Origin of the sequence: Thalassotalea eurytherma, from assembly GCF_030161415.1 — a bacterium.
Taxonomy (GTDB): Bacteria; Pseudomonadota; Gammaproteobacteria; order Enterobacterales; family Alteromonadaceae; genus Thalassotalea_G; species Thalassotalea_G eurytherma.
The window spans coordinates 103,132-125,895 of sequence record NZ_BSSU01000006.1 but is presented as its reverse complement, the minus strand read 5'-3'; the positions used below and the strand labels follow the sequence as shown (position 1 = coordinate 125,895).

The window sequence follows — 22,764 nt, the reverse complement described above, 5'->3', positions numbered from 1 at the left end:
CTTTTACTGTGGCTAACTAACTGTTATCAGTTACATCGATTTTGCTCGAGCCGTATGTAGTTTTTTATAGCTATCAATTAAACGCAAATGCTTATCTAAGCCTTCAAGCTTCATACTTGTTGGCGCTAAACCATAGAATGTAACCGTACTATTTACTGTACCAATAACATTGTGCATCAGCGCTTCACCGTACATATGATTTAATGACGTTAAGAAATCTTCTATTTCTAGTTCGTCGTCTAATGCAATGTCTAACACGTTGTGCACCGCTTGATAGAATAGGCCTCGTTGAACCGTATTATCATTGTATTGTAAGAATTCACCAATAAGATCGTAGGCTACATCAAGCTCACCCAATGCTAGGTAAATTAACGCTTTTAGTTCTAAAATGGTAAGCTGGCCCCAATCGGTGTTTTCATCAAATTCAATACCAATTAAGGTACGAATATCAATGTAAACATCGAGCTCTGATTCTTCCAGTCGTTTAACTAAGTCGTCTAACTCATTGTCAGATAAACGATGAAGGTTCAAAATATCTTCTCGGTAAAGCAATGCTTTGTTTGTATTATCCCAGATAAGATCTTCAACAGGGTATACTTCTGAAAAATCAGGGACTAAGATTCGACAAGCGCTTGAACCGAAGACATGAAAATCTGCAATATAGGCTTCTTTACCTAGGTCTTCTAAAATACCAAATAGCGTATTGCATTCTTCGTCATTTGTACCAGAGAAATCCCACTCAACAAACTCAAAATCATGTTTGCTACTAAAGAAACGCCATGACACAACACCCGTTGAATCAATGAAGTGTTCAACAAAGTTTTCCGGCTCTTGTACTGCCATTGAATTAAACGTAGGGCGAGGTACATCATTAAGCCCTTCAAAACTTCTACCTTGCAATAGCTCTGTTAGACTGCGTTCTATGGCAACTTCTAGGCTCGGGTGGGCGCCGAATGAAGCAAATACACCACCAGTTTTAGGGTTCATGAGTGTGACACACATTACAGGGAATTGTCCGCCCAGAGATGCATCTTTTACTAAGACGGGGAAGCCTTGCTCTTCTAGGCCTTTTATTCCATCAACAATGCTTGGATATTTAGCTAACACCTCTGCTGGTACGTCGGGTAACACTAACTCTTGTTCAATAATTTGCTTTTTAATGGCTCGTTCAAATATTTCCGATAAACACTGCACTTGTGCTTCTTCCATATTATTACCCGCACTCATGCCATTACTTAAGTATAAGTTCTCAATCAAGTTAGAAGGAATATAAACGGTTTGGCCATTAGACTTTCTGGTGTAAGGAATAGCACAAATCCCACGATCTTTTCGACCCGAGTTTGTATCAATTAAGTGAGAGCCTTTCAATTCATGATCTGGGTTATAGATTTCTAAGCAATAGTCATCTAATAAGCCATCAGGTAAAGAATCATCAACCGTTAATTCAAACCATTTTTCATTAGGGTAATGAACGAAATCACTATTAGCGATTTCTTCACCAAAAAACTGGTCATTGTAGAAGAAGTTGCAATTGAGGCGCTCTATAAACTCCCCTAAAGCCGAACATAGTGCACTTTCTTTCGTAGCGCCTTTACCATTAGTAAAGCACATTGGCGATGCTGCATCTCTAATATGCAAAGACCAGACATTCGGTACAATATTGCGCCATGAGGCTACTTCTATTTTCATACCAAGTTGAGCCAGAATATTGGTCATATTCTCAATGGTTTTTTCTAACGGAAGGTCTTTACCTAAAATATAGGTGCTATCTTGGTTGTCAGCGTTAACCATCAACATCGCTTGTGCGTCTTCGTCGAGATTTTCTACCGACTCAATTTTGAATTCAGGTCCTGTTTGGACGACCTTTTTAACGGTACAACGTTCGATTGAACGTAATATCCCTTGTTTGTCTTTTTCACTTAGGCTATCTGGTAATTCGACATTAATCTGAAAAACTTGATTGTAGCGATCTTGAGGGTCAACAATGTTGTTTTGTGAAATACGAATATTGTCAGTAGAAATATCGCGAGCGTTACAGTAAACCTTAACAAAATAGGCGGCACATAATGCAGAAGACGCAAGAAAATAATCAAATGGACTTGGCGCGCTGCCGTCACCTTTATAACGAATAGGTTGGTCAGCAATGACGGTGAAATCGTCAAATTTTGCTTCAAGACGCAAGTTATCGAGAAAATTAACTTTAATTTCCATGGAGTTACCTAATGACTTATGACTTTGCTTGCGATCTGCAAAGTCATGTTATTTATAATTGGCGCTATTATCCCGTTTTTTAAGGCGAGTGTCTTGGCAAATCAACAATTATTTAGCATTGGGTTAATTCTCTTGCGCTAGTTCTTCAAAGTCTTCTAAATATGAGGTTACACGTCGGTTAAAGCGCTTGAACTGTTTAGCAGATGCTTGGTTTAAAAATTCGGCCAACATTTGCGCGAAAATGCGGTTGTTATACTCAATCTTTTCCTTAAATTCTGGTGAACGCAAATCTTGAGCATTCACCAAAGCATGGGTCAATGCTACAGCATTGATTTGGTTGTCTGCATCAGTCATTAGTGCATTATCAAAGTTAGATAACCAAAGTGTTCGATAGGCAATCCAGTCATCGAAACTTGATGTGTAAGTTGGCGTTGTTTCTTCAACCAGTAAGTTTTGATGTTTTGATAAACGACCAAACCATTTTTTAAATGATTTCTGTTGATCCTTTATATTCTCTTTTATTCGTTTCTCGTAGGTCGACTTTTTCCGTTCTTCTACACGTTTGTCATTACGCTCTGCTAAATTATCGATAAGTCCTTGTTTTTGTTTAGATGAAAGTTGTGCCATCAGGGGAGACAGGTAAGGCTCAGCAGCATCTATAAATCGGTACCAATGTTCTTGCATCTCATTGGTATGGGCGTAAATTTCATCGGCTGTAATTGGGTTTCCGGTTGGAATTTCATTAACCCGCTGTTGAAACCGAGCTAAATGACTATGATACCTCATTAATTCATTTGTACGATGCCAGGCATGCAATCTATTGAATGCTTTGTCAAAAACATGTTGCTGGGTTTTATCAAGCTCAACATAATCGTCTAAATACCAGCTAACCCACCAATCTAGTTTGTTATAGACGAACGAAAACGAACATCCAGACATAAAGATGCTAAGTGTAATAACAATGATGGAACGACGGACTGCAAACATAGAAGTTTCCTTTATCTTCTTTCTTATACGCGGTAACGACGTATTTGGTTTTTTGTTCGAACAATATTTTAAAGTAAAGTTCACTTTAGTAAGAAGGCAATTACAATTTGTAGTAATTGATTATTTGTTATCAAATAGTTAGTGAAATATGATGTTAGCTTATAGAGATTAGTTTTGTCATGGAATTTGTCATGAAAAATATTCAACGAGTAGGCATGTTAACGAGTGGTGGCGATGCTCCGGGTATGAATGCAGCTATCCGGGCGATTGTGCTGGCGCTTGATAGTAGTGTTGAAGTTATTGGTTATAAACACGGGTATAACGGTTTAATTAATAGTGAGTCAATTCGATTAACGCAAAGCGATGTTGATAATATTATTCACTTAGGTGGCACCATTATTAAAAGCGCGCGCTGCAAAGAAATGCGCACTAGTGCAGGTATAAAACAAGCCGTTTCAACGTTGATAAAAGATAAGGTTGACGCACTAGTGGTGATTGGTGGCGACGGTTCTTTTAATGGCTTGTTAGCGATTCAAGAGCACTGGGCAGGGCAAGTCATTGGCTTACCAGGTACCATTGATAATGATCTTGACGGTACCGATAATACCATTGGGTTTTCTTCAGCCATTAATACAGCTATTCAAGCGGTAGATAAAATAAGAGATACGGCGGATGCCTTCGATCGGGTATTTATTATAGAGCTAATGGGCCGTCATAGTGGCCATATTGCTTTTCATGTTGGTTTAGCTTCAGGCGCTGAAGCGATTTTATCTTTCGAAAATACCGACACAGAACATCCTGAACAAGTCATCGATTCGCTTGCTAAACAGGTTAAACAATATCAAAACAGTTGTAATAATAGTTTCTTGATTTGCGTTGCCGAAAATTTATGGCCTGGTGGCGTTACCCAATTACGTGATCAACTTAATCGCTATGATTTTATTGATGCGTCAGCATGTATATTAGGTCATATTCAACGCGGAGGCGCGCCGAGTGCCAACGATCGTATTTTAGCAACTAAGTTAGGTGTTGCTGCTGTTGAGGCATTAAAAGGGGGGATGTCAGGGTTTATGATTGGTGAACGCTATGCTAAGCCAATACTAGTGCCCCTGTTAGATGCAATCAAACACACCAAAATGGTACCCGATCACCTTATTCAGGCGCATAAAAATATTAAAGCGATTAACCCAACTAAAATAGATAATTTATAGCAGAGTAATTTAAGGCGCGAGGTAACATCTTTGTATGGTTATGATATAGTTGTTGCCTCTATTGTATAATGCCTATTAGTTAAGATGTTACCTCGTTTAGCACCAAAAGAATTAGTCTCTGCACGATACCAGCAATTTGCTCAACAACTTGAAAACTCGTCATATGATGGTGAAATCAACTGTCAGTACAGTGCTCGATTAGCTGTAGCAACAGATAACAGTGTTTATCAACAACTACCACAATTGGTTTTGCATCCTAAAAGCATTAGTGATGTGCAAACAATTACCGATTTAGCCAATCAAGCAGAGTTTCAAGAAATAAAATTCAGTGCCAGAGGCGGCGGTACAGGCACTAACGGCCAAAGTTTAACGCCTGGTATTGTTGTCGATTTATCCAAATACATGAACAACATTCTTGATATAAATGTTGAAGAGCGTTGGGTAAAGGTGCAAGCCGGTGTTGTTAAAGATCAATTAAATGCATTTTTAAAGCCTTATGGTTTTTTCTTCTCTCCTGATTTATCTACCAGTAATCGCGCTACCATTGGCGGAATGATCAATACAGACGCGTCAGGTCAAGGCTCATTAGTTTATGGTAAAACATCCGATCACGTATTAGGTTTGATAAGTGTACTGGCTAACGGTGAGTTATTAGAAACCAAGCCTATCGGCCTTGATGTCGCCAAAGCACTGGCGAAAGAAAACTCTACAATGGGTAAAATTACTGCTCAAGTGCTTGCAAGTTGTTTAGATAAACGTGATGCAGTATTAAATAAATTCCCCCGTTTAAATCGCTTTTTAACGGGCTACGATCTAGAAAATGTCCTCGATAAAGACTTAAAACAACTAGATCTTTCAAGGATCATCACCGGATCTGAAGGTTCGTTAGCTGTTGTTTGTGAAGCAAAGCTAAACTTAACACCGATCCCAACATTTAAAACACTGATCAACATTAAATATGACAGTTTTGACTCCGCACTTCGTCATTCGCCATTCTTAGTAGAAGCGCAAGCAACATCAGTTGAGACCATTGACTCTAAAGTGCTAAACCTTGCTAAAACAGACATCGTTTGGCATTCAGTGAGTGACCTGATCACCGACGTTGAAGGTCAAACAATGGATGGCCTGAATATCGTTGAATACAATACTGAAGACGAAAGTTGGATGAAAGCGCGCATTGACCAATTAAAACAAAGACTAGACAGTGCGATAACGAACAAACAAGGTGGTGTTATTGGCTATCAAATTACCAGTGATTTAAGCAGTATTGGTAAATTATACGCCATGCGTAAAAAGGCGGTTGGTTTATTAGGTAACACAGATGGTAGCCAAAAACCGCTAGCATTTGCCGAGGATACCGCTGTGCCACCTGAAAATTTGGCGGATTTTATCGCTGAATTTAGAGCGCTTCTCGATAGCTACGATTTACATTATGGTATGTTTGGTCATGTTGATGCCGGCGTACTGCATGTTAGACCTGCACTTGATATGTGTGATCCAGAGCAAGAAAAACTATTACGTACATTATCAGATGAAGTGGTTAAGTTAACAGCCAAGTACGGCGGTTTAATGTGGGGTGAACACGGTAAAGGGTACCGTAGTGAATATGGTCCAGACTTTTTCGGTGAAGAGCTATTTACTGAATTACGAAAAATTAAAACCGTATTCGATCAGCACAATAAAATGAACCCTGGCAAAATATGTACACCGATTTCATCGTCTGAACGCTTAGTTAGTGTTGACGATACTAAACGAGGTTATTACGACAGACAAATCCCAGTGACCGTTAAAGAGTCCTTTTCTCACGCGTTAGATTGCAACGGTAACGGTTTATGTTTTAACTTCGATCCGAATAGCCCAATGTGTCCATCAAGTAAAGTAACACGCGATCGCAGACATTCACCTAAAGGTAGAGCAGGCTTGATGCGCGAGTGGTTAAGGCTACTTGAAGATAAAGGCGTTGATGTTTTATCACTTGAAGAAAATACATCAGGTTGGTCTGTTCAGCAGCTACTATCGAAAGTAAGAAATCAATTGACCAAACACAAAAAAGACGATTTCTCACATGAAGTAATGGATGCTATGCAAGGTTGTTTAGCCTGTAAAGCATGTGCTAGCCAGTGTCCAATAAAAGTCGATATTCCAGATTTGCGAGCACGCTTTATTCAGCTTTACCATACCCGCTATATGAGACCGATGAAGGATCATCTTGTTGCCAATGTCGAGTCTATGGCGCCTGTGATGGCTAAAATGCCTCGCGTAGTTAATGCCGTTTTAAATTCGCCCATCTATGACAAATTTTCAAGAGCAACTATTGGCTATGCCGATACGCCTTTACTATCAGTACCAACGCTTAAAAACTTAGTCATTGAGAAACGTTATGAGTTGTTTGATCTAAATTATTTTAGCCAATTATCGCAAGAAGCTCGTGATCAATATGTTTTTATTGTTCAAGATCCGTTTACCAGTTTTTATGATGCGCAAACGGTTGAAGACTTAATGTCTGTGATAAAGCACCTAGGGCGAAAGCCAGTGCTTTTGCCGTTTAAACCAAACGGGAAGCCACAGCATGTTAAAGGTTTTCTAGATCGCTTTGCGAAAACAGCAAGATCAGCAAGTGATTTTCTTAATCAAGTGAGCCAACTCAATATACCAATGATTGGCTTAGATGCATCCCTCGTGCTTTGTTATCGTGATGAGTATCAACAAGTACTTGGGGAAAACCGTGGTGATTTTTCAGTATTATTAGCCCATGAATGGCTATTTGAGCAAAAAGAGCAATTAAATGTCCCTCAACTTAATTCAAATATTGTCTTTAGTTTGTTTGGTCATTGCACAGAAAAAACGGCGCTACCCAATAGCGAAAGTCAGTGGCAAGCGATTTTTGAACAATTTGGCTTGCAGTTGAACAACGTATCTGTAGGTTGTTGCGGTATGGCGGGGACATATGGCCATGAAGTTAGCAACGTAAATAACTCAAAAGCGCTGTACAAGATGAGTTGGCAAGATAAAGTAAATAATATAGACCAGCAACAAATGTTAGCGACTGGTTTCTCTTGTCGATCCCAAGTAAAACGAATGGCTAAGTTTAAGCCAAAGCATCCAGTTTCGGCGCTAAATGAGTTATTAATAAATCACTAAACTTATCGTCAGATACTGATATAAAAAAGGCGATGCTAACATAGTTAGCATCGCCTTTTTTCTTTAGTTGTAGGCTACTTTAATAAATTAAATATCGTAGTGGCAATATCAACATTATCGAGCTGACCTATAAACAACTCACTATTTTTACCAAAAGCATACACGGGAACGTCAACACCAGTATGTCCGCTTGTAGTCCAACCCGTATTTGTGCGCTTGTCGATTAACTGTGTAATTGCTTTACGCATTTTTCTAGTAACCGTGCTAGCTTGGCTATAGCCTTTTGCTAAAAACTTAATCTCATTTTCAGTCCAGTAGGCGAGTGCTTTATCCATTTGCGTGGTAAGTTCATCTTGTTCTTCAGGTGTTAATTGAAAGCCTAATGCTTGCTGAAGTTTTAATACATCCAAACCATTATCGCCAATTTCTTGCGCCATGCTTTGAGTTGATGCAGTGAGGTTTTTGATCCACGTAGGATGCCAAGCATAATCACCATTAGCACCAATAGTCATGCCGCCTGTAGAATGATCAGCCGTTAGTACAACAAGTGTATCTGGATTTTGTTCTACAAACTTCTCGAGTACCGCCATGGTTTTTTCTAGATCTGACATTTCTGACATTGAATAAGCGATATCATTGCTATGACCACCCCAATCAACTTGACTTGCTTCAATTAAAAGAAACATGCCTTTGTCGTTTGGCAAGTAGTCTAATGCTGCGGCCGTCATTGTCGATAAGCGATACTTATCGCCATAATCTAACGCCTGAGGCATGCCTTTATCTGCGAATAAACCAAGAACTGGTTTGTCTTTTGGTAAGTTTGATAATTGATTATAGTCATCTAGGTAGTGAAATCCCGAAGATTTAAAATCGTTAACAACATTGCGATCTTTACGAATAAAATATTGCCAACCACCACCAAGCATTAAATCGGCGATAAATTGATCGTTGATACGATTATCAAAGTAACTATCAGCTATCTCATCGTAATTTTGACGACTTTTGTTATGCACCATATAAGCGGCAGGTGTAGCGTGGTTGATTTGTGAGGTCACGACAATGCCAGTTTTTTTGCCTATTTGTTTTGCTTGATGCAATACACTCTTAACAGGTTGCTCATTTACGTCTACGCCAATTGCTCCATTGTATGATTTAACACCTGAAGCTAATGCCGTAGCGCTTGCTGCAGAATCCGTCACTAAACCTGAAACCTTCGCAGGGTAAGTACTTGACGAGCCAACATGGTATTTATCAAATATTGTGGTTTCTATTTCTGGGGTTGCAGGATCGTCATTGTAATAACGATAGGCGGTGGTGTAGGCTGGTCCCATTCCGTCACTCACGACCATGATGATATTTTGTGGCGCTTCAGCACTAACGTGGAAAGAGGTTAATAGCGCTAAAGAGCTTAGGATTTTCTTCATTTTATACTCTATTTTTTGATTTCTAAGTTGACCCAAACTAAACGGTGATCTGATGATGCACCTCTATCTTTGATCAAATAATACGTTTCACTGTCTTTTTCAGGCCAATAAACGCCCGAATCTTTAATACTAAAGCCATATTGTGACGGTAATGCGTAATCTGCTCGCATGCCCCAATATGCTGTATGATATTTTGCATGTTCATTGTCTGGTTTATGAAGTTCACCACCTTTACTTAGTGGCTTGGGATCTTGTACGTTTGGATTGTTTAGTAAAGCTTCAATACCGGAATTAATCGCATCACCTTCGACACTAGACGCATTAAGATCACCTAAGATGATAAAACGACTATTTTCACCTAAACCACCATATTTCCCGTTGTCGTCATACAGATAATTTGCTTGGTTAGGCGTGACGTAATCGTTAATCATTCTAATTTCATCATGGTTACGTTTACCATTTCTATCTTCCGGTCCGTCAAAAACAGGAGGAGTAGGGTGGCTAGCTAATATGTGCACTGTCGTATCGCGAACGGTTACAGGTACATCCCAGTGTGATTTTGAACTTAACCTAAATGCTTGCCATGCTTCGTCGTTGTAATAAGCAATACCGGTTGATGGTTCAACTGGCTTTAAAGCACTGGGCATATCTTTCCATTTAAAGGTTTGAAAGGTTCTTATCGCCTGTGCATCAATTGGGTATTTTGACAACAAAGCCATGCCAAAGTGGCCTGGAAAATAACCAAAGCCATAAGTATCTGCGGGGCTATCTGTATGTGAACTATTGCCATTAAAATCTAAGCCAGATGGTACGCCTGTATTTACAGGGCCTTGATAGAAGTAGGGATAGTCAATTGCATTGTCGCCTTGGTTTAAGTATTTATCTTTAAACTGAGCCAGTGCACTTTGGTGTAATTCGTCTTGACGGTCAAATTCATTTAACAAGAGAATATCAGGACGAACATCTTGAATAATATGAGCTATATTTTTTATTTGCTGATGTTGAGTCGCTAATGCCATTGCCAACTCATTGCCCATAGGTATACGCTCTTTACCTTGTTCATAAGGCATATAATTAAGCGCTTCCATCGACACATTGAAAGTGGCAACTTTTAATTGGCTTGGTTTTTCAGTTTCAGACATACAACCTTGACCTAGTAATGCAACACCTAACGCTAATGTTTGAGTTAAACGATTCATTTAATGTTTAAGCCTTGTAAAATAAAATTAACGAGGAAAGCTTTTACTTGTTCTCTATCTTCTTGCTCATACTCTTGCTTATTAGTGATATTCAATATTTGTGTTTCAAAATCAGCATAATGCTGAGTCGTCGACCAAATAAGAAAAATTAACTTTACTGGATCAACTTTTGCCATCTCGCCTGCATTCATCCAATGTTCGAATATTTGAGATTTTTCTTTAACCCAATTACGTAGGTATACCCGAGCAAAGTTATCAATATGTTGAGCACCTTGGATGATTTCCATGGCATATATTTTTGATGCTTTTGGGTTTTCAAAGGTAATGTCTACTTTTGCAGAAATAAAACGTTCTAAGGCAATCTTAGGGCCATCTTCTAGCACTATGTCGCCAATGGCCGTATCCCACATCTCTAGTGTTTGTTCTAAAACCTTGTGATAAAGGTTTTCTTTATTTTGATAGTAATAAAGTACATTTGCCTTTGGCATGTTGGCATTATCAGCAATTGCTTGGACGGTTGCACCTTTAAAACCTTGTTGAATGAACTCATCTCGCGCTGCATCCATAATCGCATCTTGGCTTTGTTTTCTCTTATTTGCCTGTTTATTCACTTTACTCGCCTTGAACTAACAATAATTAAGTATTTATTTAAGCTATGCCGTGAATTATTCAACGAATTAACGGTGTTGTCATTAAATAGTTAAAATCTAATTCGTGTTAACAGCCTATTAACATAGTGTCTGGATTGAAAATACCACTAAAATGTTAACAAAGCATGCACAATTCTATTGAATTAGTTCATAAAATAACAGAAAATTACAAAAGTTATCTAGATGGTTATGTTTGTTTGCTTGTGTTTGTCACTTTTAACAACGTGTTAATAGAGGCTTCTATCAAAAGCTGACGGTTTGGATAACCTGGGAGAAATAAAACTGCTATAAAATTGTAATTAAACTGTAAATAAGCCTATGTTTAATAAGCGAGATTTTTTTAATTACACGTCTATGACGTAAATAACTATAAACTTTATTATAAATAAGGGAAAAATGATGAAAGCTCATCGCCTCTCACACATTGCTGGAGCTGTTGTATTTGCTCTAGGATTGTCAACGTCAGCTATTGCTGCTGATAACACATCATCAAGTATTCGTGGTTCAGTTATTGCGCCAACTGGAGAGTTAGTCTCTGGTGCTTCAATACAAGTTATTGATTCACGTACGGGTAGTGTCAAAACATTTACATCAAATGAAACGGGTACATTTAGTGCGCGTGGTTTACAAGTTGGTGGTCCATACACAGTTATTGTTACGGACGCTAACGGTTCAAAAACACATGAAGATGTTTACCTAACTCTTGGTTCAACCTTTAACTTAAGTGTCCAGTTAGAGTCAGCAAACCTAGAAACAATCACAGTTACTGGTCGCAACCTTCACTCAACGTCGGGTGAAAATGCGCCTTCAGCTAACTTTGGTTACGAAGACCTACAAAACGCACCTGCAATTAACCGTGATATTAAAGATTTAGTTCGTATTGATCCACGAATATATATCAATGAAAGTCGCAGCGACGGTATTCAATGTGGTGGTGCTAGCCCTCGCTTTAATAGTTTTACGGTAGACGGTATTCGTAACAACGATAACTTTGGTTTAGGCACGAGTGGCTATCCAACAATTCGTATTCCTTTCTCTTACGACTCAATCGAACAAGTAAGTGTTGAATTAGCACCATTTGATGTTCAGTACGGCGGTTTTACTGCATGTAACATCAATGCTGTTACTAAGTCGGGTTCTAATGAACTTACTGGTGGTTTCTTCTATGACTACACAGATGACTCAATGCGTGGTGATAGCCTTGAAGGTGAAGACATATCAACGGGTAAATTCGATGAGCAACGTTACGGTTTCAACTTAGGCGGTGCAATTATTGAAGACAAGTTATTCTTCTTTGGTTCTTATGAAAAATTAAAAGGCGCAGATACGTTTGATCGTGGTACAGCAGATTCAAACGCAGCCGTTAAAGTTGAAGGTTTAAGCCAAGCAGATTACGACGAAATATTAGATATCTCTCGTAACGTCTATGGTTATGAACCTGGTGAGTTAATTACTAACCTACCTGTAGAAGATGAAAAAATCATGGCTAAACTTGATTGGATCATCAATGAAGATCACCGTGCAGCGTTAGTTTATAACTACAACGACGGTAATACGATTCGTGAATCAGATGGTGATTCAAATGAGTTTGAATTCTCAAACCACTACTACGATCAATATGCAGAATTTGAATCCGTTGTAGCATCAGTTTACTCAGATTGGACTGATAGTTTCTCAACTGAAGTGCGTATTGGTACTTCTGATTTCCTACAAACAGTAACACCACTTGGTGGCACTGATTTTGGTGAAGTTCAAATCCGTACAGAAAATGATGGCGCACGAGCAACAGTTTACCTTGGTGCTGATGACTCGCGTCATGCTAACCGTTTAAGCTATGAAACAGATGTATTCAAACTTGCTGGTACATACCTAGTAGGCGACCACATTATTACTGGTGGTTATGAATACGAGAGTTTAGATGTATTTAACCTTTTCGTTCAACATGCTGAAGGTGAATTCCGTTTTAACTCTATAGATGATTTCCGTAATGGTTTAGCTAGTCGTATTTATTACGATAATGCGGTAGCAACCAATAATCCAGAAGACGCGGCAGCGCAATTTGGTTACGACATCCATACATTGTATATTCAAGATGAATACTACATGTATGATTATGACTTAACGTTAACTTATGGTGTGCGTTACGATTGGTACAAAAGTGATGATTTACCGGTTGAAAACCCAATTGTTGAAGACTTATACGGTTTCTCTAACTCACAAAACCTAGATGGTTACGACTTAGTTCAGCCACGTTTCGGTTTTAACTGGACAGTCAGTGACGATTTAGAAGTACGTGGTGGTTTCGGTTTATACTCAGGCGGTAACCCTAACGTATGGTTAGGCAATAATTACCAAAACAACGGTGTTATCCTTGTTAAGACACGTGAAACTACTTCACCAACAGACCTTTTCAATACACCAATGACGGGTGACGGTCGTCCGGTATGGAATGTGCCGCAAGATCAATATGACAATGTGACTGCAGGTAACGGTGCACCAGGCGGTATTAACTTACTTGACCCTAACTTCGAAGTACCTTCAGAATGGAAATACGCGTTAGGTGCAACATTCTACTTAGAGAATGATTATGTATTTAGTGCTGATTTCTTATACTCTGATATGAGAAATGCAGCTGTTATTAGTGATGTTACACGTCAAGATTCTGGTGAAACAGCACCTGACGGTCGTCCAATTTACACAAGCTCAAATGGCCGTAGCCAAGACTTCATGTTAACGAACGTGAAGGGTGACACTGGTCACCGTGCTTCATTATCATTTGCACTTTCTAAGTCTTATGACTTTGGTTTAGATTGGACATTTGGTTATGCGTACACTGAGTCTAAAGAAGTAAGCCCAATGACGAGTTCAGTGGCGTTCTCTAACTACTTAAACAATACATCTGATCCAGAAAACCCAGGTGTAGGTACATCTAACTACGAGATCCCGCATCGCTTTACGTTAAAAGTATCTTACGAGCACGAATTCGTTGATAACTACGCAACTAAGTTCTCAGTATTTGGTTCTGCAAACGAAGGCCGTCCATACAGCTACACATTTGATAGCGGCTGGGCATTTGGTGACTCAGTTGGTTTCATCTCTCGTCATTTAGCATACATTCCAACAGGTGCTGATGATCCAAACGTTGTGTTTGGTGATGATTTCGACCAAGGTGCATTCTTCGACTACGTTCAAGCTGAAGGCTTAGATAAATACGCTGGTGGTATCATGGAGCGTAACGGTATCTACAGTGACTGGTGGACGAAGTTTGATATCAAGATCACGCAAGAATTACCTGGCTTTAAGAAAGATCACAAAGCAAGCGCATTCTTAGTCATCGAAAACTTCGGTAATATGCTTAACGATGATTGGGGTGTAATGTATGAGGCTAGCTTCCCACGTGCACAACCAATGATTGATGCGTCAATTAACGATGCTGGTCAATACGTATTTAATGAATTTATCGAGCCAGCGGGTCAAACTCGTGTAGCTGATGCTTCATTATGGGAAATGCGTGTAGGTATTAAATACGATTTCTAATCGTTACTCATTAATACTGATAAAAGTGCCACTTTATGTGGCACTTTTTTTTTGCATGGTAAAAAATAAATAGTCACCTAGCTCAATAGCTTAATTTCAATCACTAGAATTTCTTTGTTTCTTGGTTTGCGATCCTTTGTTTTATTTACTATTCATTAAGTAACGTTGCTTCAACGTTACGCAGCATCTTTACTCAAAATGCGTAAGGAATTTCACTTACCGACAAAGGCAAACACCAACAAATTAAATCAAGAAAGAGATAAATTACTCAGTTCGCCTGAAGATGCTTACATGTGTTAGAGGAGAAATTTTTAATGATGAAAAGACAAAAACGAGATCGTCAAAATAGGGCGCATGCACGAGGTTATCAGGCAGGTGTTTCTGGCCGCTCTAAGGAAGCGTGTCCTTATCAAAATCTAGATATTAAATCAGAGTGGTTAGGTGGGTGGCGTGAAGCTATGTCAGATAGGCAACAGGGGCTATATAAATAAAGGTAAACACGCGGTCAATCATCTATTGACCGCGTTCGTCACATTAGAACGATGACGTGTCAGCAAATAAACCAACTTTTAAGTCTGTAGCAGTGTAAATGACACGACCATCTACAGAAACCGTACCATCAGCAATACCCATAAACAGTTTACGCTTGATCACACGCTTCATTTGAATGTTATAGGTCACTTTTTTATTCGTCGGTAAAATCTGACCAGTAAACTTGACTTCTCCCACACCTAAAGCACGACCTAAACCAGGTCCACCTTGCCACGCAAGGTTGAAACCAACCAATTGCCACATTGCGTCTAAACCTAAACAACCTGGCATGACAGGGTCATCTGTAAAGTGGCATTCAAAAAACCATAAATCTGGGGTGATATCTAATTCTGCAATAATTTCGCCTTTACCATGTTCGCCACCGTCTTCAGTGATTTTAACAATGCGATCCATCATCAACATATTGCCTGATGGTAGGTGGCTATTACCAGGACCAAACATTTCGCCTGTACCTGCTTTAATTAAGTCTTCTTTGGTAAATGAATTTTTACGTTCCATAATGCTCTTAATAGTCATAATAAAAAGGATAATCGCCGCTACTTTAGCGAACAGTTGTACACTAAACAACTCTGAGCAGTGCATTTATTTTAATTATTGTACTTTAATTGGTTATGCGTTACCTTTTTAGAGCATTTATCAGGAGTAGCAGTATGACTAAAAAGCTAGCAATGACAAACGCTGAGAAGCAAAAGCGCTATCGCGAACGTCAAAAAGAGAAAGGAATGAAAGAAACTCGTGGTTACCTTAGTCAAGAAGCTATGGTGTGCTATGAGTTAATACAAGAACAAACAAATTGGTCAGATTCTGTCATTTTGAGTAACGCTGTAAGGCTTACTTATGCAGCATATAAGAATGGCCAGATTAACCTGTTAAATAACTGGCTTAAAAAGAACGATTTATAAGCAGTCAAGCATACACAGTATTGCAAGTTTACTGGTTAACTTGTATCTTGGTTACACTATAAATAAGAATAAATTCGTAGTCTGTTTTGGCTACTTAAAAGGGCTTTGTCTTGATTAATATTTTACTTGTTGACGATCATGAACTTGTACGTACAGGAATTCGCCGAATTCTCGAAGACGTCAAGGGGTTAAAAGTTGTTGGCGAATGTGAGACTGGTGAATTAGCCGCAAAATTTTGTCGTACCAATACACCCGATGTCGTGTTAATGGATATGAATATGCCAGGTATTGGTGGCTTAGAAGCGACGAAAAAAATTATTCGTTTTAACCCTGATATTAAAGTGATTGTGCTTACTGTTCACAGTGAAGACCCAATTCCTACCAAAGTAATGCAAATTGGCGCTGCTGGTTACCTGACAAAAGGTACAGGCCCTGAAGAAATGGTAAATGCAGTACGTGCAGTGCACAGTGGTCAGCGTTATATTACGCCAGATATTGCTCAGCAAATGGCATTGAGCCAATTTAAGAAACCAGAAGAAAACCCATTCAGTAGTTTGTCTGAACGAGAGCTACAAATTATGCTAATGGTAACTCGTGGTGAAAAAGTACCAGACATTTCAGAGCAGTTGATGTTAAGTACAAAGACAATTAATAGTTATCGTTATCGCATGTTTGAAAAGCTTAATATAAGCAATGATGTTGAGCTAACCCATTTAGCCATTCGACATGGCATGTTAAATACTGAAAAACTTTAACGTTAGATGACTACTGCCGAAGCGCCTTTTGATCACCAAGCTTTTTTAAAATCGGTTACACACCAAAGCGGTGTTTACCGTATGTACAATAAGTCACAAGAGGTGATTTATGTGGGTAAAGCAAAGGACCTAAAAAAGCGCTTAGCCAGTTATTTTCGCAAAGACCTTCCCAATAATAAAACTCGCTCGTTAGTTAGCCATATATTCTTTATAGACGTCACTGTTACCCATAGTGAAACAGAGGCGTTACTACTAGAAAATAACTACATAAAAAAATATTTACCTAAATACAATATATTGCTGCGTGACGATAAATCATATCCTTACTTATTGATTACCGAACACAAGCATCCTAAATTGGGCTCTCACCGTGGCGCAAAAAAAACCAAAGGTGAATATTTCGGTCCTTATACAACGGTAGGCGCCGTTTGGGAAAGCTTACGCCTGATGCAGAAACTTTTCCCGCTTCGACAATGTGAAGATAGTTATTATAGAGCGCGCTCTCGTCCGTGCCTACAGTACCAACTTGGGCGTTGTTCAGCACCTTGCGTTGGTAAAATTTCTGATGACGATTATGCTGAACAAGTTAAGTTAGCCAAATTGTTTTTGCGCGGTAAAAGCAATTTAGTCATCGATACTTTGGTTGAAAAAATGGACCAAGCCAGTATGTCGCTCGCCTTTGAACAAGCGGCTAACTATCGCGACCAAATAAAAACCTTACGTAAGGTGCAGCAGCAGCAGTATGTGAGTGGTTTTGCTTCTGAACTTGATGTCATTGGCATATACCAGCTTAAACAACAAGTTTGTTTACATATGTTATACATTAGAGAAGGGAAAGTGCTGGGGAGTAAAAGCTTTTTTCCAAAAATTCCAGAAGACACGACAATCAGTGAGCTATTAGCAGCTTTTATTTCACAACATTATTTGAACAGTGATGTCGCTAATCGTCATATTCCTAAAGAAATCGTGTTACCTGAACTACCGGACGACTCAGATGAGCTCGTTCGAATGTTTAAATCATTGACGGATAAAGACATCAAATTTTCCGTTAACGTCAAAACTGAACGTGCTCAATACCTAAAACTAGCGACAACCAATGCTGAAAACGCATTGTTAACCAAGAACAGTGAAAAAGAATCCATCGCAAAACGCTTTACGGCGTTAAATGAGGTATTTGAATTACCAAACGGCATTCAAACCATGGAGTGTTTTGATATATCTCACACTATGGGGCAACAGACGGTAGCATCTTGCGTTGTTTTTGATACTAATGGACCACTAAAAAGTGCCTATCGTCGATACAATGTCCATGGCATCACGCCGGGTGATGATTACGCGGCAATGTCTTTTGCATTAAACAAGCGCTATGGGAAAGTCAGTAGTGAAGCCCAATTGCCTTCTATTGTATTTATAGATGGGGGCAAAGGGCAGTTAGCAAGAGCTGAGGACTTTTTTAATCAATTAAATCACCCAACACCACCACTGTTAGTAGGCATTGCAAAAGGTGAGTCACGTAAACCAGGTTTAGAGACTTTAATCTTAGCGGGTTCTCATCAATTGATTAATTTACCTGCGCATTCACCAGCGTTGCATTTGATTCAACATATTCGCGATGAGTCGCATCGGTTTGCAATTGCCGGGCACAGAGCTAAGCGTCAAAAACAGGCAAAGTCATCAACATTAGAAAGTATTCCGGGTATTGGTCAGAAAAAACGTCAAGCGTTATTGAAGTATTTAGGTGGATTACAGGAAGTTAAAAATGCAGATGTAAATGGCTTATGTAAAGTACCAGGAATTAGCAAAGCACTCGCGCAGACTATTTACGAAGCATTACATGACAATTAGCCTCGAACTTGTGTAGAATGAAAGAAAAATTTTGCTGTAGCTAGATCATGTGGACTATTCCAAACCAAATAACCTTTTTTAGAATTCTTTTAATTCCATTTTTCATTTTTGTCTTTTATTTGCCTGTTTCATGGCATCACTTTGGTGCGGCGTTCATTTTTTGGTTAGCGTCAATTAGTGATGCGCTTGATGGATACTTAGCAAGAAAATTGAAGCAATCTACAGCCTTTGGTGCATTTATTGATCCTGTTGCTGATAAATTAATGGTGGCAGCTGCACTGATTATTATTGTTCAAGACTATCAAAGTATTTGGATAACCGTCGCAGCGTTTCTTATGATTGGTAGAGAAATCTTTATAAGTGCAATCAGGGAGTTTATGTCTAGCCATGGTCAACGAGAGGCCGTCGCTGTTTCTAACCTTGGTAAACTGAAAACAGCTGCCCAAATGTTGTCGCTTATTGGCCTTATTTGGCGTCCAGATTATGATATCCCTTTAATAATCTTTGATTTTCCGCAAATTTGGTTTATGAATTTAGCTTATGGTCTATATTTTATTGCCACAATTTTAACGGTTTGGTCAATGGTTCAATATTATATGATTGCTTGGCCGGTATTGAAGGGTAAAAATTAACCAAAAATTGAAAGGTTTTAGTTAAAAAACCGCCATCTTAGTCGAAATTTAAGCAGTTGAATTTTTTTTACTATTTAGTTGTTGACTCAAGATAATTTCGATGTAGAATGCGTTTCCAGTTGGCAGGGAGAGTCAACAAGAAAGAAGAATAAAGCGGTTGTAGCTCAGTTGGTAGAGCACGACCTTGCCAAGGTCGATGTCACGAGTTCGAGCCTCGTCAACCGCTCCAATTTCTCTTTCAGCTTTAATCAAGGAATACTACCCAATACGTAGTGAAAATACGGCGGGTTGGCAGAGTGGCTATGCAGCGGATTGCAAATCCGTGGACCTCGGTTCGACTCCGGGACCCGCCTCCACTTTGCCCGGGTGGTGGAATTGGTAGACACAAGGGATTTAAAATCCCTCGCTGGTAACAGCGTGCCGGTTCAAGTCCGGCCCCGGGTACCATTTTCACAACGGTTGGAAAGTATAAGATAAATGAAGCGGTTGTAGCTCAGTTGGTAGAGCACGACCTTGCCAAGGTCGATGTCACGAGTTCGAGCCTCGTCAACCGCTCCAAACTTTATCTTGTTGATAGTCACGTTATGGTAGTGACAAGCTTTAAGTCTTAATAGTTAATTAGTATTAAGCAATGAAGCGGTTGTAGCTCAGTTGGTAGAGCACGACCTTGCCAAGGTCGATGTCACGAGTTCGAGCCTCGTCAACCGCTCCAAATTTTACTACTCGTTTTTGATGAGCCTTTTAGGCCCGGGTGGTGGAATTGGTAGACACAAGGGATTTAAAATCCCTCGCTGGTAACAGCGTGCCGGTTCAAGTCCGGCCCCGGGTACCATTTCATCAAAAACAACTTTGTCACGTTATGGTAGTGGCAACACGCTAAAGTCTTATTATTCTCAGATAAGCATTAAAGCGGTTGTAGCTCAGTTGGTAGAGCACGACCTTGCCAAGGTCGATGTCACGAGTTCGAGCCTCGTCAACCGCTCCATTCTCTTTTTACTTAAGAGTGCTAGGTGGCCAATACCTAGGATAAAAAAACTTCCCTTTATGCCCGGGTGGTGGAATTGGTAGACACAAGGGATTTAAAATCCCTCGCTGGTAACAGCGTGCCGGTTCAAGTCCGGCCCCGGGTACCATTTAACTTCCTTTTTCAAAAGATAACGTCTAAAACATTGGTTTTTCTAGCCGACTGTGGATAATTTGTCTGCCCACGTTATTACTATGCATCTTATACAGCTATATCCAGTATTTTCTTAAGGTTAAAAAGCTGTAACATTTAATTGTGTTGTGACTTTATAAAATTAAAGTAAATGTTAATTCATAGTTTTTAGTCACAAAATATCACATTTTACCTACATAATATGACATTTTTGTGTAACATACGCACCTGACCAAAAGGTTATCTTTATGCTTAGTAAACGCATATTGAAAAAACCAATCAAAATTATAAATTGACTCAAAGATTATTGAGCGCCTAGGGAGAACTAAATGGCCATTCAATTAGCAAGGCACCGTCGTGTCTTCGGTTTACGAACTGTTGTAGCTAGCGCAATTGCATTAGCATTAACGAATCAAGTCTTTGCACAAGATAATGCTTCAGAAGAAGAAATCGAAGCAATTACAGTTACTGCTACCAAACGCGCACAAGTAATTTATGAAGTACCGATCGCGATCAGTGCGTTTAGCGGTGATGAACTAGCAACACAAGGCATTACTGATTTAACTGATGTTGGTAAGTTTGTACCCAACTTGAATGTAACAGGCTTTTCGGCTGGTCATACATCGTCAGCTAACCCATTTATTCGTGGTATTGGTTTACAAGATCATCTGATCACCACAGACCCAGGTGTAAGTGTATATGTTGATGGCGTTTACTTAGGTCGCCAAGTTGGCCAAAACTGGAACTTAAATAATATTGAGCGTATTGAAGTACTTCGTGGTCCGCAAGGCACCTTGTATGGCCGTAACTCAGTTGGCGGCGCGATAAACATCATTACTAAACAACCAGATGAAGTTACTGTAACTAAAGCAGGTTTTGAACTAGGTTCACGTGGTCGATTAAAGGGTGATGTTTTTATTAACCGTGAAATCAATGAAACGATGGCTTACAACGTCAATGCAGGTTACAACTCACGTGATGGTATCGGTGAATTTATTAATGTGCCTGATGCTGAATATAATGTAGGTGAAAATGAAGAGTTTTACGGTCGCTTATCATTCAAATGGGCACCACATGATGATTTTAGTTTCGTTGTAACGGCAGATTTTAATGATAATGAAGGTGGCTTGCGTCCATACCAAACGTTAATCGATGAAGTTCCTACTGGCGCTTATTATCAAGGCGCTCGATGGGGCACCCCATTTCCATTTGGCCCTTTAAGAAATAGTGATACTGCAGCTAACCCATACGATAACGCAACGGGTACAAAAGAAGTTACAATGGTTTCAAATGAAGCCCGCGGAATCTCTGCAACAGCTGATTGGAATTGGAACGATGACTACGCATCAAAAGTTGTGGTTTCACATCGTTCGTCTAAATATAAAGCTGGCCTAGATGATGATGGCACTATCTATGAATTAGATCAGTTCCCAGAAGTTGGCGAAGCGGATCAAACCTCGATTGAATTCCAATTGAACGGTTATATCGGCGAAAACATGGATTTTGTTTCAGGTATTTACTTCTTTAATGAAAAAGGAAGTAACCTGCAAGACCCGGCCAGTGGCGCACTTTTCAATGGTTCTGCAACGTTATTAGATTTAACGCAAGAAACGACATCAAAAGCGATTTTCTTTAACTTAGGTTACGATATGACAGAAGATTTACGTTTGTCAGGCGGCTTACGTTATACCGATGATGAGAAAGAAGCGACTGCAGATGTCGGTATTGGTCCTGTTTATGCAGAAGATGCGTGGAATGAAGTGTCTTTTGATATTTCTGCAAACTATACCCTTGAAAATGGCTTAAACATTTACGGTAGCATCCAAAACGGTTATCAATCTGGTCAATTCCCAGCTCGTCCATACTGCTTATTTGGCGATCCAAACTGCTTCGTAGCAAGTGAGAACATTACGGCAATTAACTATGAAATGGGTTTGAAAGGTCAAGTAACTGACAGCTTTAGTATGAGTGTAGCGCTTTTCAACACTGACTATGAAGACTTACCATACCAAGTTAGCACAACAGCTGAAGGTGGTTTTAATACAACAAACTTAGTTGTTGAACAAACCTCTCGTGGTGTTGAATTTGAAAGCACGTGGGAATTAACTGAGCAGTTCAAAGTACATAGTAGCTTGGGTTATATCGATGTTGACGTAGACGAGCAGGGCGGTGTTAAACCAGTAGCACCGTTAACGCCAGAAGTTACTGCATCAATTAGTCCGTCTTACCATATGACGTTAGAAGGCGGAAATGACCTTGATATTCGATTAGATTACTCATACCGTGGTGATATGTACGGCGAGCCTACATCTGATCCAGGTCGTCATACATTAGTAGAAAGCCGTCAATTAGTGAATATTGATATTTCATATACAAATGTTGAAGGTGATTACACATTATCATTGTATGGCCGCAATATTTTCGATGAGCGATATGACAATGCTCGTTTAAATACGGGTGATTATGTTTTACAAATTTTAAGCAATGACCCAAGTGAATTTGGTGTTCGTTATTCAAAACATTTCTAAACTCATCTAAAAGCAATGTAAAACCCTGCAAAAG

At 39.4% G+C, this 22,764-nt stretch carries 15 protein-coding genes and 8 tRNA genes; 17 read left to right on the top strand and 6 right to left on the bottom strand.

Translation table 11 applies throughout. From position 1 onward, the window contains the following. Positions 1-30: 30 nt before the first annotated feature. Positions 31-2,211 (bottom strand): OsmC domain/YcaO domain-containing protein, encoded by a 2,181-nt coding sequence (locus tag QQK02_RS06920; protein ID WP_284207250.1) that lies wholly within the window; start codon positions 2,209-2,211, stop codon positions 31-33. A 123-nt stretch (positions 2,212-2,334) separates the two neighbouring features. Then, on the bottom strand, positions 2,335-3,198 hold the full coding sequence (locus tag QQK02_RS06915; RefSeq protein WP_284207249.1) for a DUF6279 family lipoprotein: 864 nt from the start codon (positions 3,196-3,198) through the stop codon (positions 2,335-2,337). 191 nt (positions 3,199-3,389) lie between these two features. Between QQK02_RS06915 and QQK02_RS06910 the strand changes: the two genes are divergently transcribed. Then, complete coding sequence (locus tag QQK02_RS06910; protein ID WP_284207248.1) at positions 3,390-4,409, top strand: 6-phosphofructokinase; 1,020 nt, start codon at positions 3,390-3,392, stop codon at positions 4,407-4,409. Positions 4,410-4,493: 84 nt separating this feature from the next. Further along, complete coding sequence (gene ydiJ, locus QQK02_RS06905; RefSeq protein ID WP_284207247.1) at positions 4,494-7,550, top strand: D-2-hydroxyglutarate dehydrogenase YdiJ; 3,057 nt, start codon at positions 4,494-4,496, stop codon at positions 7,548-7,550. Positions 7,551-7,624: 74 nt separating this feature from the next. On the opposite strand, the gene QQK02_RS06900 is transcribed toward ydiJ, so the two are convergent. Genes QQK02_RS06900 through QQK02_RS06890 form a run of 3 tightly spaced genes read right to left on the bottom strand, consistent with a single transcriptional unit; the run spans position 7,625 to position 10,784 of the window. Continuing rightward, positions 7,625-8,974, bottom strand: coding sequence for an alkaline phosphatase (locus tag QQK02_RS06900; protein WP_284207246.1), 1,350 nt, complete (start codon positions 8,972-8,974; stop codon positions 7,625-7,627). 8 nt (positions 8,975-8,982) lie between these two features. Further along, a complete protein-coding gene (locus tag QQK02_RS06895; protein WP_284207245.1) occupies positions 8,983-10,173 on the bottom strand; it encodes an endonuclease/exonuclease/phosphatase family protein in 1,191 nt (396 codons plus the stop codon). Continuing rightward, complete coding sequence (locus tag QQK02_RS06890) at positions 10,170-10,784, bottom strand: TetR/AcrR family transcriptional regulator (RefSeq protein ID WP_284207244.1); 615 nt, start codon at positions 10,782-10,784, stop codon at positions 10,170-10,172. The genes QQK02_RS06895 and QQK02_RS06890 overlap by 4 nt, the downstream gene beginning before the upstream one ends. A gap of 435 nt (positions 10,785-11,219) precedes the next feature. Here QQK02_RS06890 and QQK02_RS06885 point away from each other — a divergent pair, with 435 nt between their 5' ends. Both QQK02_RS06885 and rmf read left to right on the top strand, forming a co-directional pair. Continuing rightward, positions 11,220-14,360, top strand: a complete 3,141-nt coding sequence (locus QQK02_RS06885) for a TonB-dependent receptor (RefSeq protein ID WP_284207243.1) — start codon at positions 11,220-11,222, stop codon at positions 14,358-14,360. Positions 14,361-14,677: 317 nt separating this feature from the next. After that, on the top strand, positions 14,678-14,851 hold the full coding sequence (rmf, locus tag QQK02_RS06880) for a ribosome modulation factor (RefSeq protein WP_284207351.1): 174 nt from the start codon (positions 14,678-14,680) through the stop codon (positions 14,849-14,851). A gap of 43 nt (positions 14,852-14,894) precedes the next feature. On the opposite strand, the gene fabA is transcribed toward rmf, so the two are convergent. Continuing rightward, complete coding sequence (gene fabA, locus QQK02_RS06875; protein WP_284207242.1) at positions 14,895-15,410, bottom strand: bifunctional 3-hydroxydecanoyl-ACP dehydratase/trans-2-decenoyl-ACP isomerase; 516 nt, start codon at positions 15,408-15,410, stop codon at positions 14,895-14,897. 152 nt (positions 15,411-15,562) lie between these two features. Here fabA and QQK02_RS06870 point away from each other — a divergent pair, with 152 nt between their 5' ends. The 13 genes from QQK02_RS06870 (at position 15,563) to QQK02_RS06810 (ending at position 22,730) form a co-directional block, all read left to right on the top strand. Further along, the gene (locus QQK02_RS06870; RefSeq protein WP_284207241.1) at positions 15,563-15,814 is read left to right on the top strand and encodes a hypothetical protein; all 252 of its coding nucleotides are present in this window, start codon (positions 15,563-15,565) and stop codon (positions 15,812-15,814) included. A gap of 110 nt (positions 15,815-15,924) precedes the next feature. Continuing rightward, complete coding sequence (uvrY, locus tag QQK02_RS06865) at positions 15,925-16,569, top strand: UvrY/SirA/GacA family response regulator transcription factor (RefSeq protein WP_284207240.1); 645 nt, start codon at positions 15,925-15,927, stop codon at positions 16,567-16,569. 6 nt (positions 16,570-16,575) lie between these two features. After that, a complete protein-coding gene (uvrC, locus tag QQK02_RS06860) occupies positions 16,576-18,414 on the top strand; it encodes an excinuclease ABC subunit UvrC (RefSeq protein ID WP_284207239.1) in 1,839 nt (612 codons plus the stop codon). 47 nt (positions 18,415-18,461) lie between these two features. Beyond that, on the top strand, positions 18,462-19,046 hold the full coding sequence (pgsA, locus tag QQK02_RS06855) for a CDP-diacylglycerol--glycerol-3-phosphate 3-phosphatidyltransferase (protein WP_284207238.1): 585 nt from the start codon (positions 18,462-18,464) through the stop codon (positions 19,044-19,046). A 153-nt stretch (positions 19,047-19,199) separates the two neighbouring features. Next, positions 19,200-19,275 (top strand) — tRNA-Gly (locus tag QQK02_RS06850). Between the two features lie 53 nt (positions 19,276-19,328). Continuing rightward, positions 19,329-19,402 (top strand) — tRNA-Cys (locus QQK02_RS06845). A 4-nt stretch (positions 19,403-19,406) separates the two neighbouring features. Continuing rightward, a tRNA-Leu gene (locus tag QQK02_RS06840) sits at positions 19,407-19,493 on the top strand. A 35-nt stretch (positions 19,494-19,528) separates the two neighbouring features. Next, a tRNA-Gly gene (locus QQK02_RS06835) sits at positions 19,529-19,604 on the top strand. A 78-nt stretch (positions 19,605-19,682) separates the two neighbouring features. After that, positions 19,683-19,758, top strand: a tRNA-Gly gene (locus QQK02_RS06830). 33 nt (positions 19,759-19,791) lie between these two features. Beyond that, positions 19,792-19,878: transfer RNA gene (locus tag QQK02_RS06825), tRNA-Leu, on the top strand. A 77-nt stretch (positions 19,879-19,955) separates the two neighbouring features. Then, positions 19,956-20,031: transfer RNA gene (locus tag QQK02_RS06820), tRNA-Gly, on the top strand. Positions 20,032-20,092: 61 nt separating this feature from the next. Next, positions 20,093-20,179: transfer RNA gene (locus QQK02_RS06815), tRNA-Leu, on the top strand. 352 nt (positions 20,180-20,531) lie between these two features. Then, positions 20,532-22,730 carry a TonB-dependent receptor gene (locus tag QQK02_RS06810; protein WP_284207237.1) on the top strand — a complete coding sequence of 733 codons (2,199 nt, stop codon included), beginning with the start codon at positions 20,532-20,534 and terminating at the stop codon, positions 22,728-22,730. Positions 22,731-22,764 lie beyond the last annotated feature (34 nt).

Excerpts from the sequence above, each read along its gene's own strand:
- QQK02_RS06920 (WP_284207250.1), bottom strand. The coding sequence starts at position 2,211 with ATGGAAATTAAAGTTAATTTTCTCGATAACTTGCGTCTTGAAGCAAAA.
- QQK02_RS06915 (WP_284207249.1), bottom strand. The coding sequence starts at position 3,198 with ATGTTTGCAGTCCGTCGTTCCATCATTGTTATTACACTTAGCATCTTT.
- QQK02_RS06910 (WP_284207248.1), top strand. The coding sequence starts at position 3,390 with ATGAAAAATATTCAACGAGTAGGCATGTTAACGAGTGGTGGCGATGCT.
- ydiJ (WP_284207247.1), top strand. The coding sequence starts at position 4,494 with ATGTTACCTCGTTTAGCACCAAAAGAATTAGTCTCTGCACGATACCAG.
- QQK02_RS06900 (WP_284207246.1), bottom strand. The coding sequence starts at position 8,974 with ATGAAGAAAATCCTAAGCTCTTTAGCGCTATTAACCTCTTTCCACGTT.
- QQK02_RS06895 (WP_284207245.1), bottom strand. The coding sequence starts at position 10,173 with ATGAATCGTTTAACTCAAACATTAGCGTTAGGTGTTGCATTACTAGGT.
- QQK02_RS06885 (WP_284207243.1), top strand. The coding sequence starts at position 11,220 with ATGATGAAAGCTCATCGCCTCTCACACATTGCTGGAGCTGTTGTATTT.
- rmf (WP_284207351.1), top strand. The coding sequence starts at position 14,678 with ATGAAAAGACAAAAACGAGATCGTCAAAATAGGGCGCATGCACGAGGT.
- fabA (WP_284207242.1), bottom strand. The coding sequence starts at position 15,410 with ATGGAACGTAAAAATTCATTTACCAAAGAAGACTTAATTAAAGCAGGT.
- QQK02_RS06870 (WP_284207241.1), top strand. The coding sequence starts at position 15,563 with ATGACTAAAAAGCTAGCAATGACAAACGCTGAGAAGCAAAAGCGCTAT.
- uvrC (WP_284207239.1), top strand. The coding sequence starts at position 16,576 with ATGACTACTGCCGAAGCGCCTTTTGATCACCAAGCTTTTTTAAAATCG.
- pgsA (WP_284207238.1), top strand. The coding sequence starts at position 18,462 with ATGTGGACTATTCCAAACCAAATAACCTTTTTTAGAATTCTTTTAATT.
- QQK02_RS06810 (WP_284207237.1), top strand. The coding sequence starts at position 20,532 with ATGGCCATTCAATTAGCAAGGCACCGTCGTGTCTTCGGTTTACGAACT.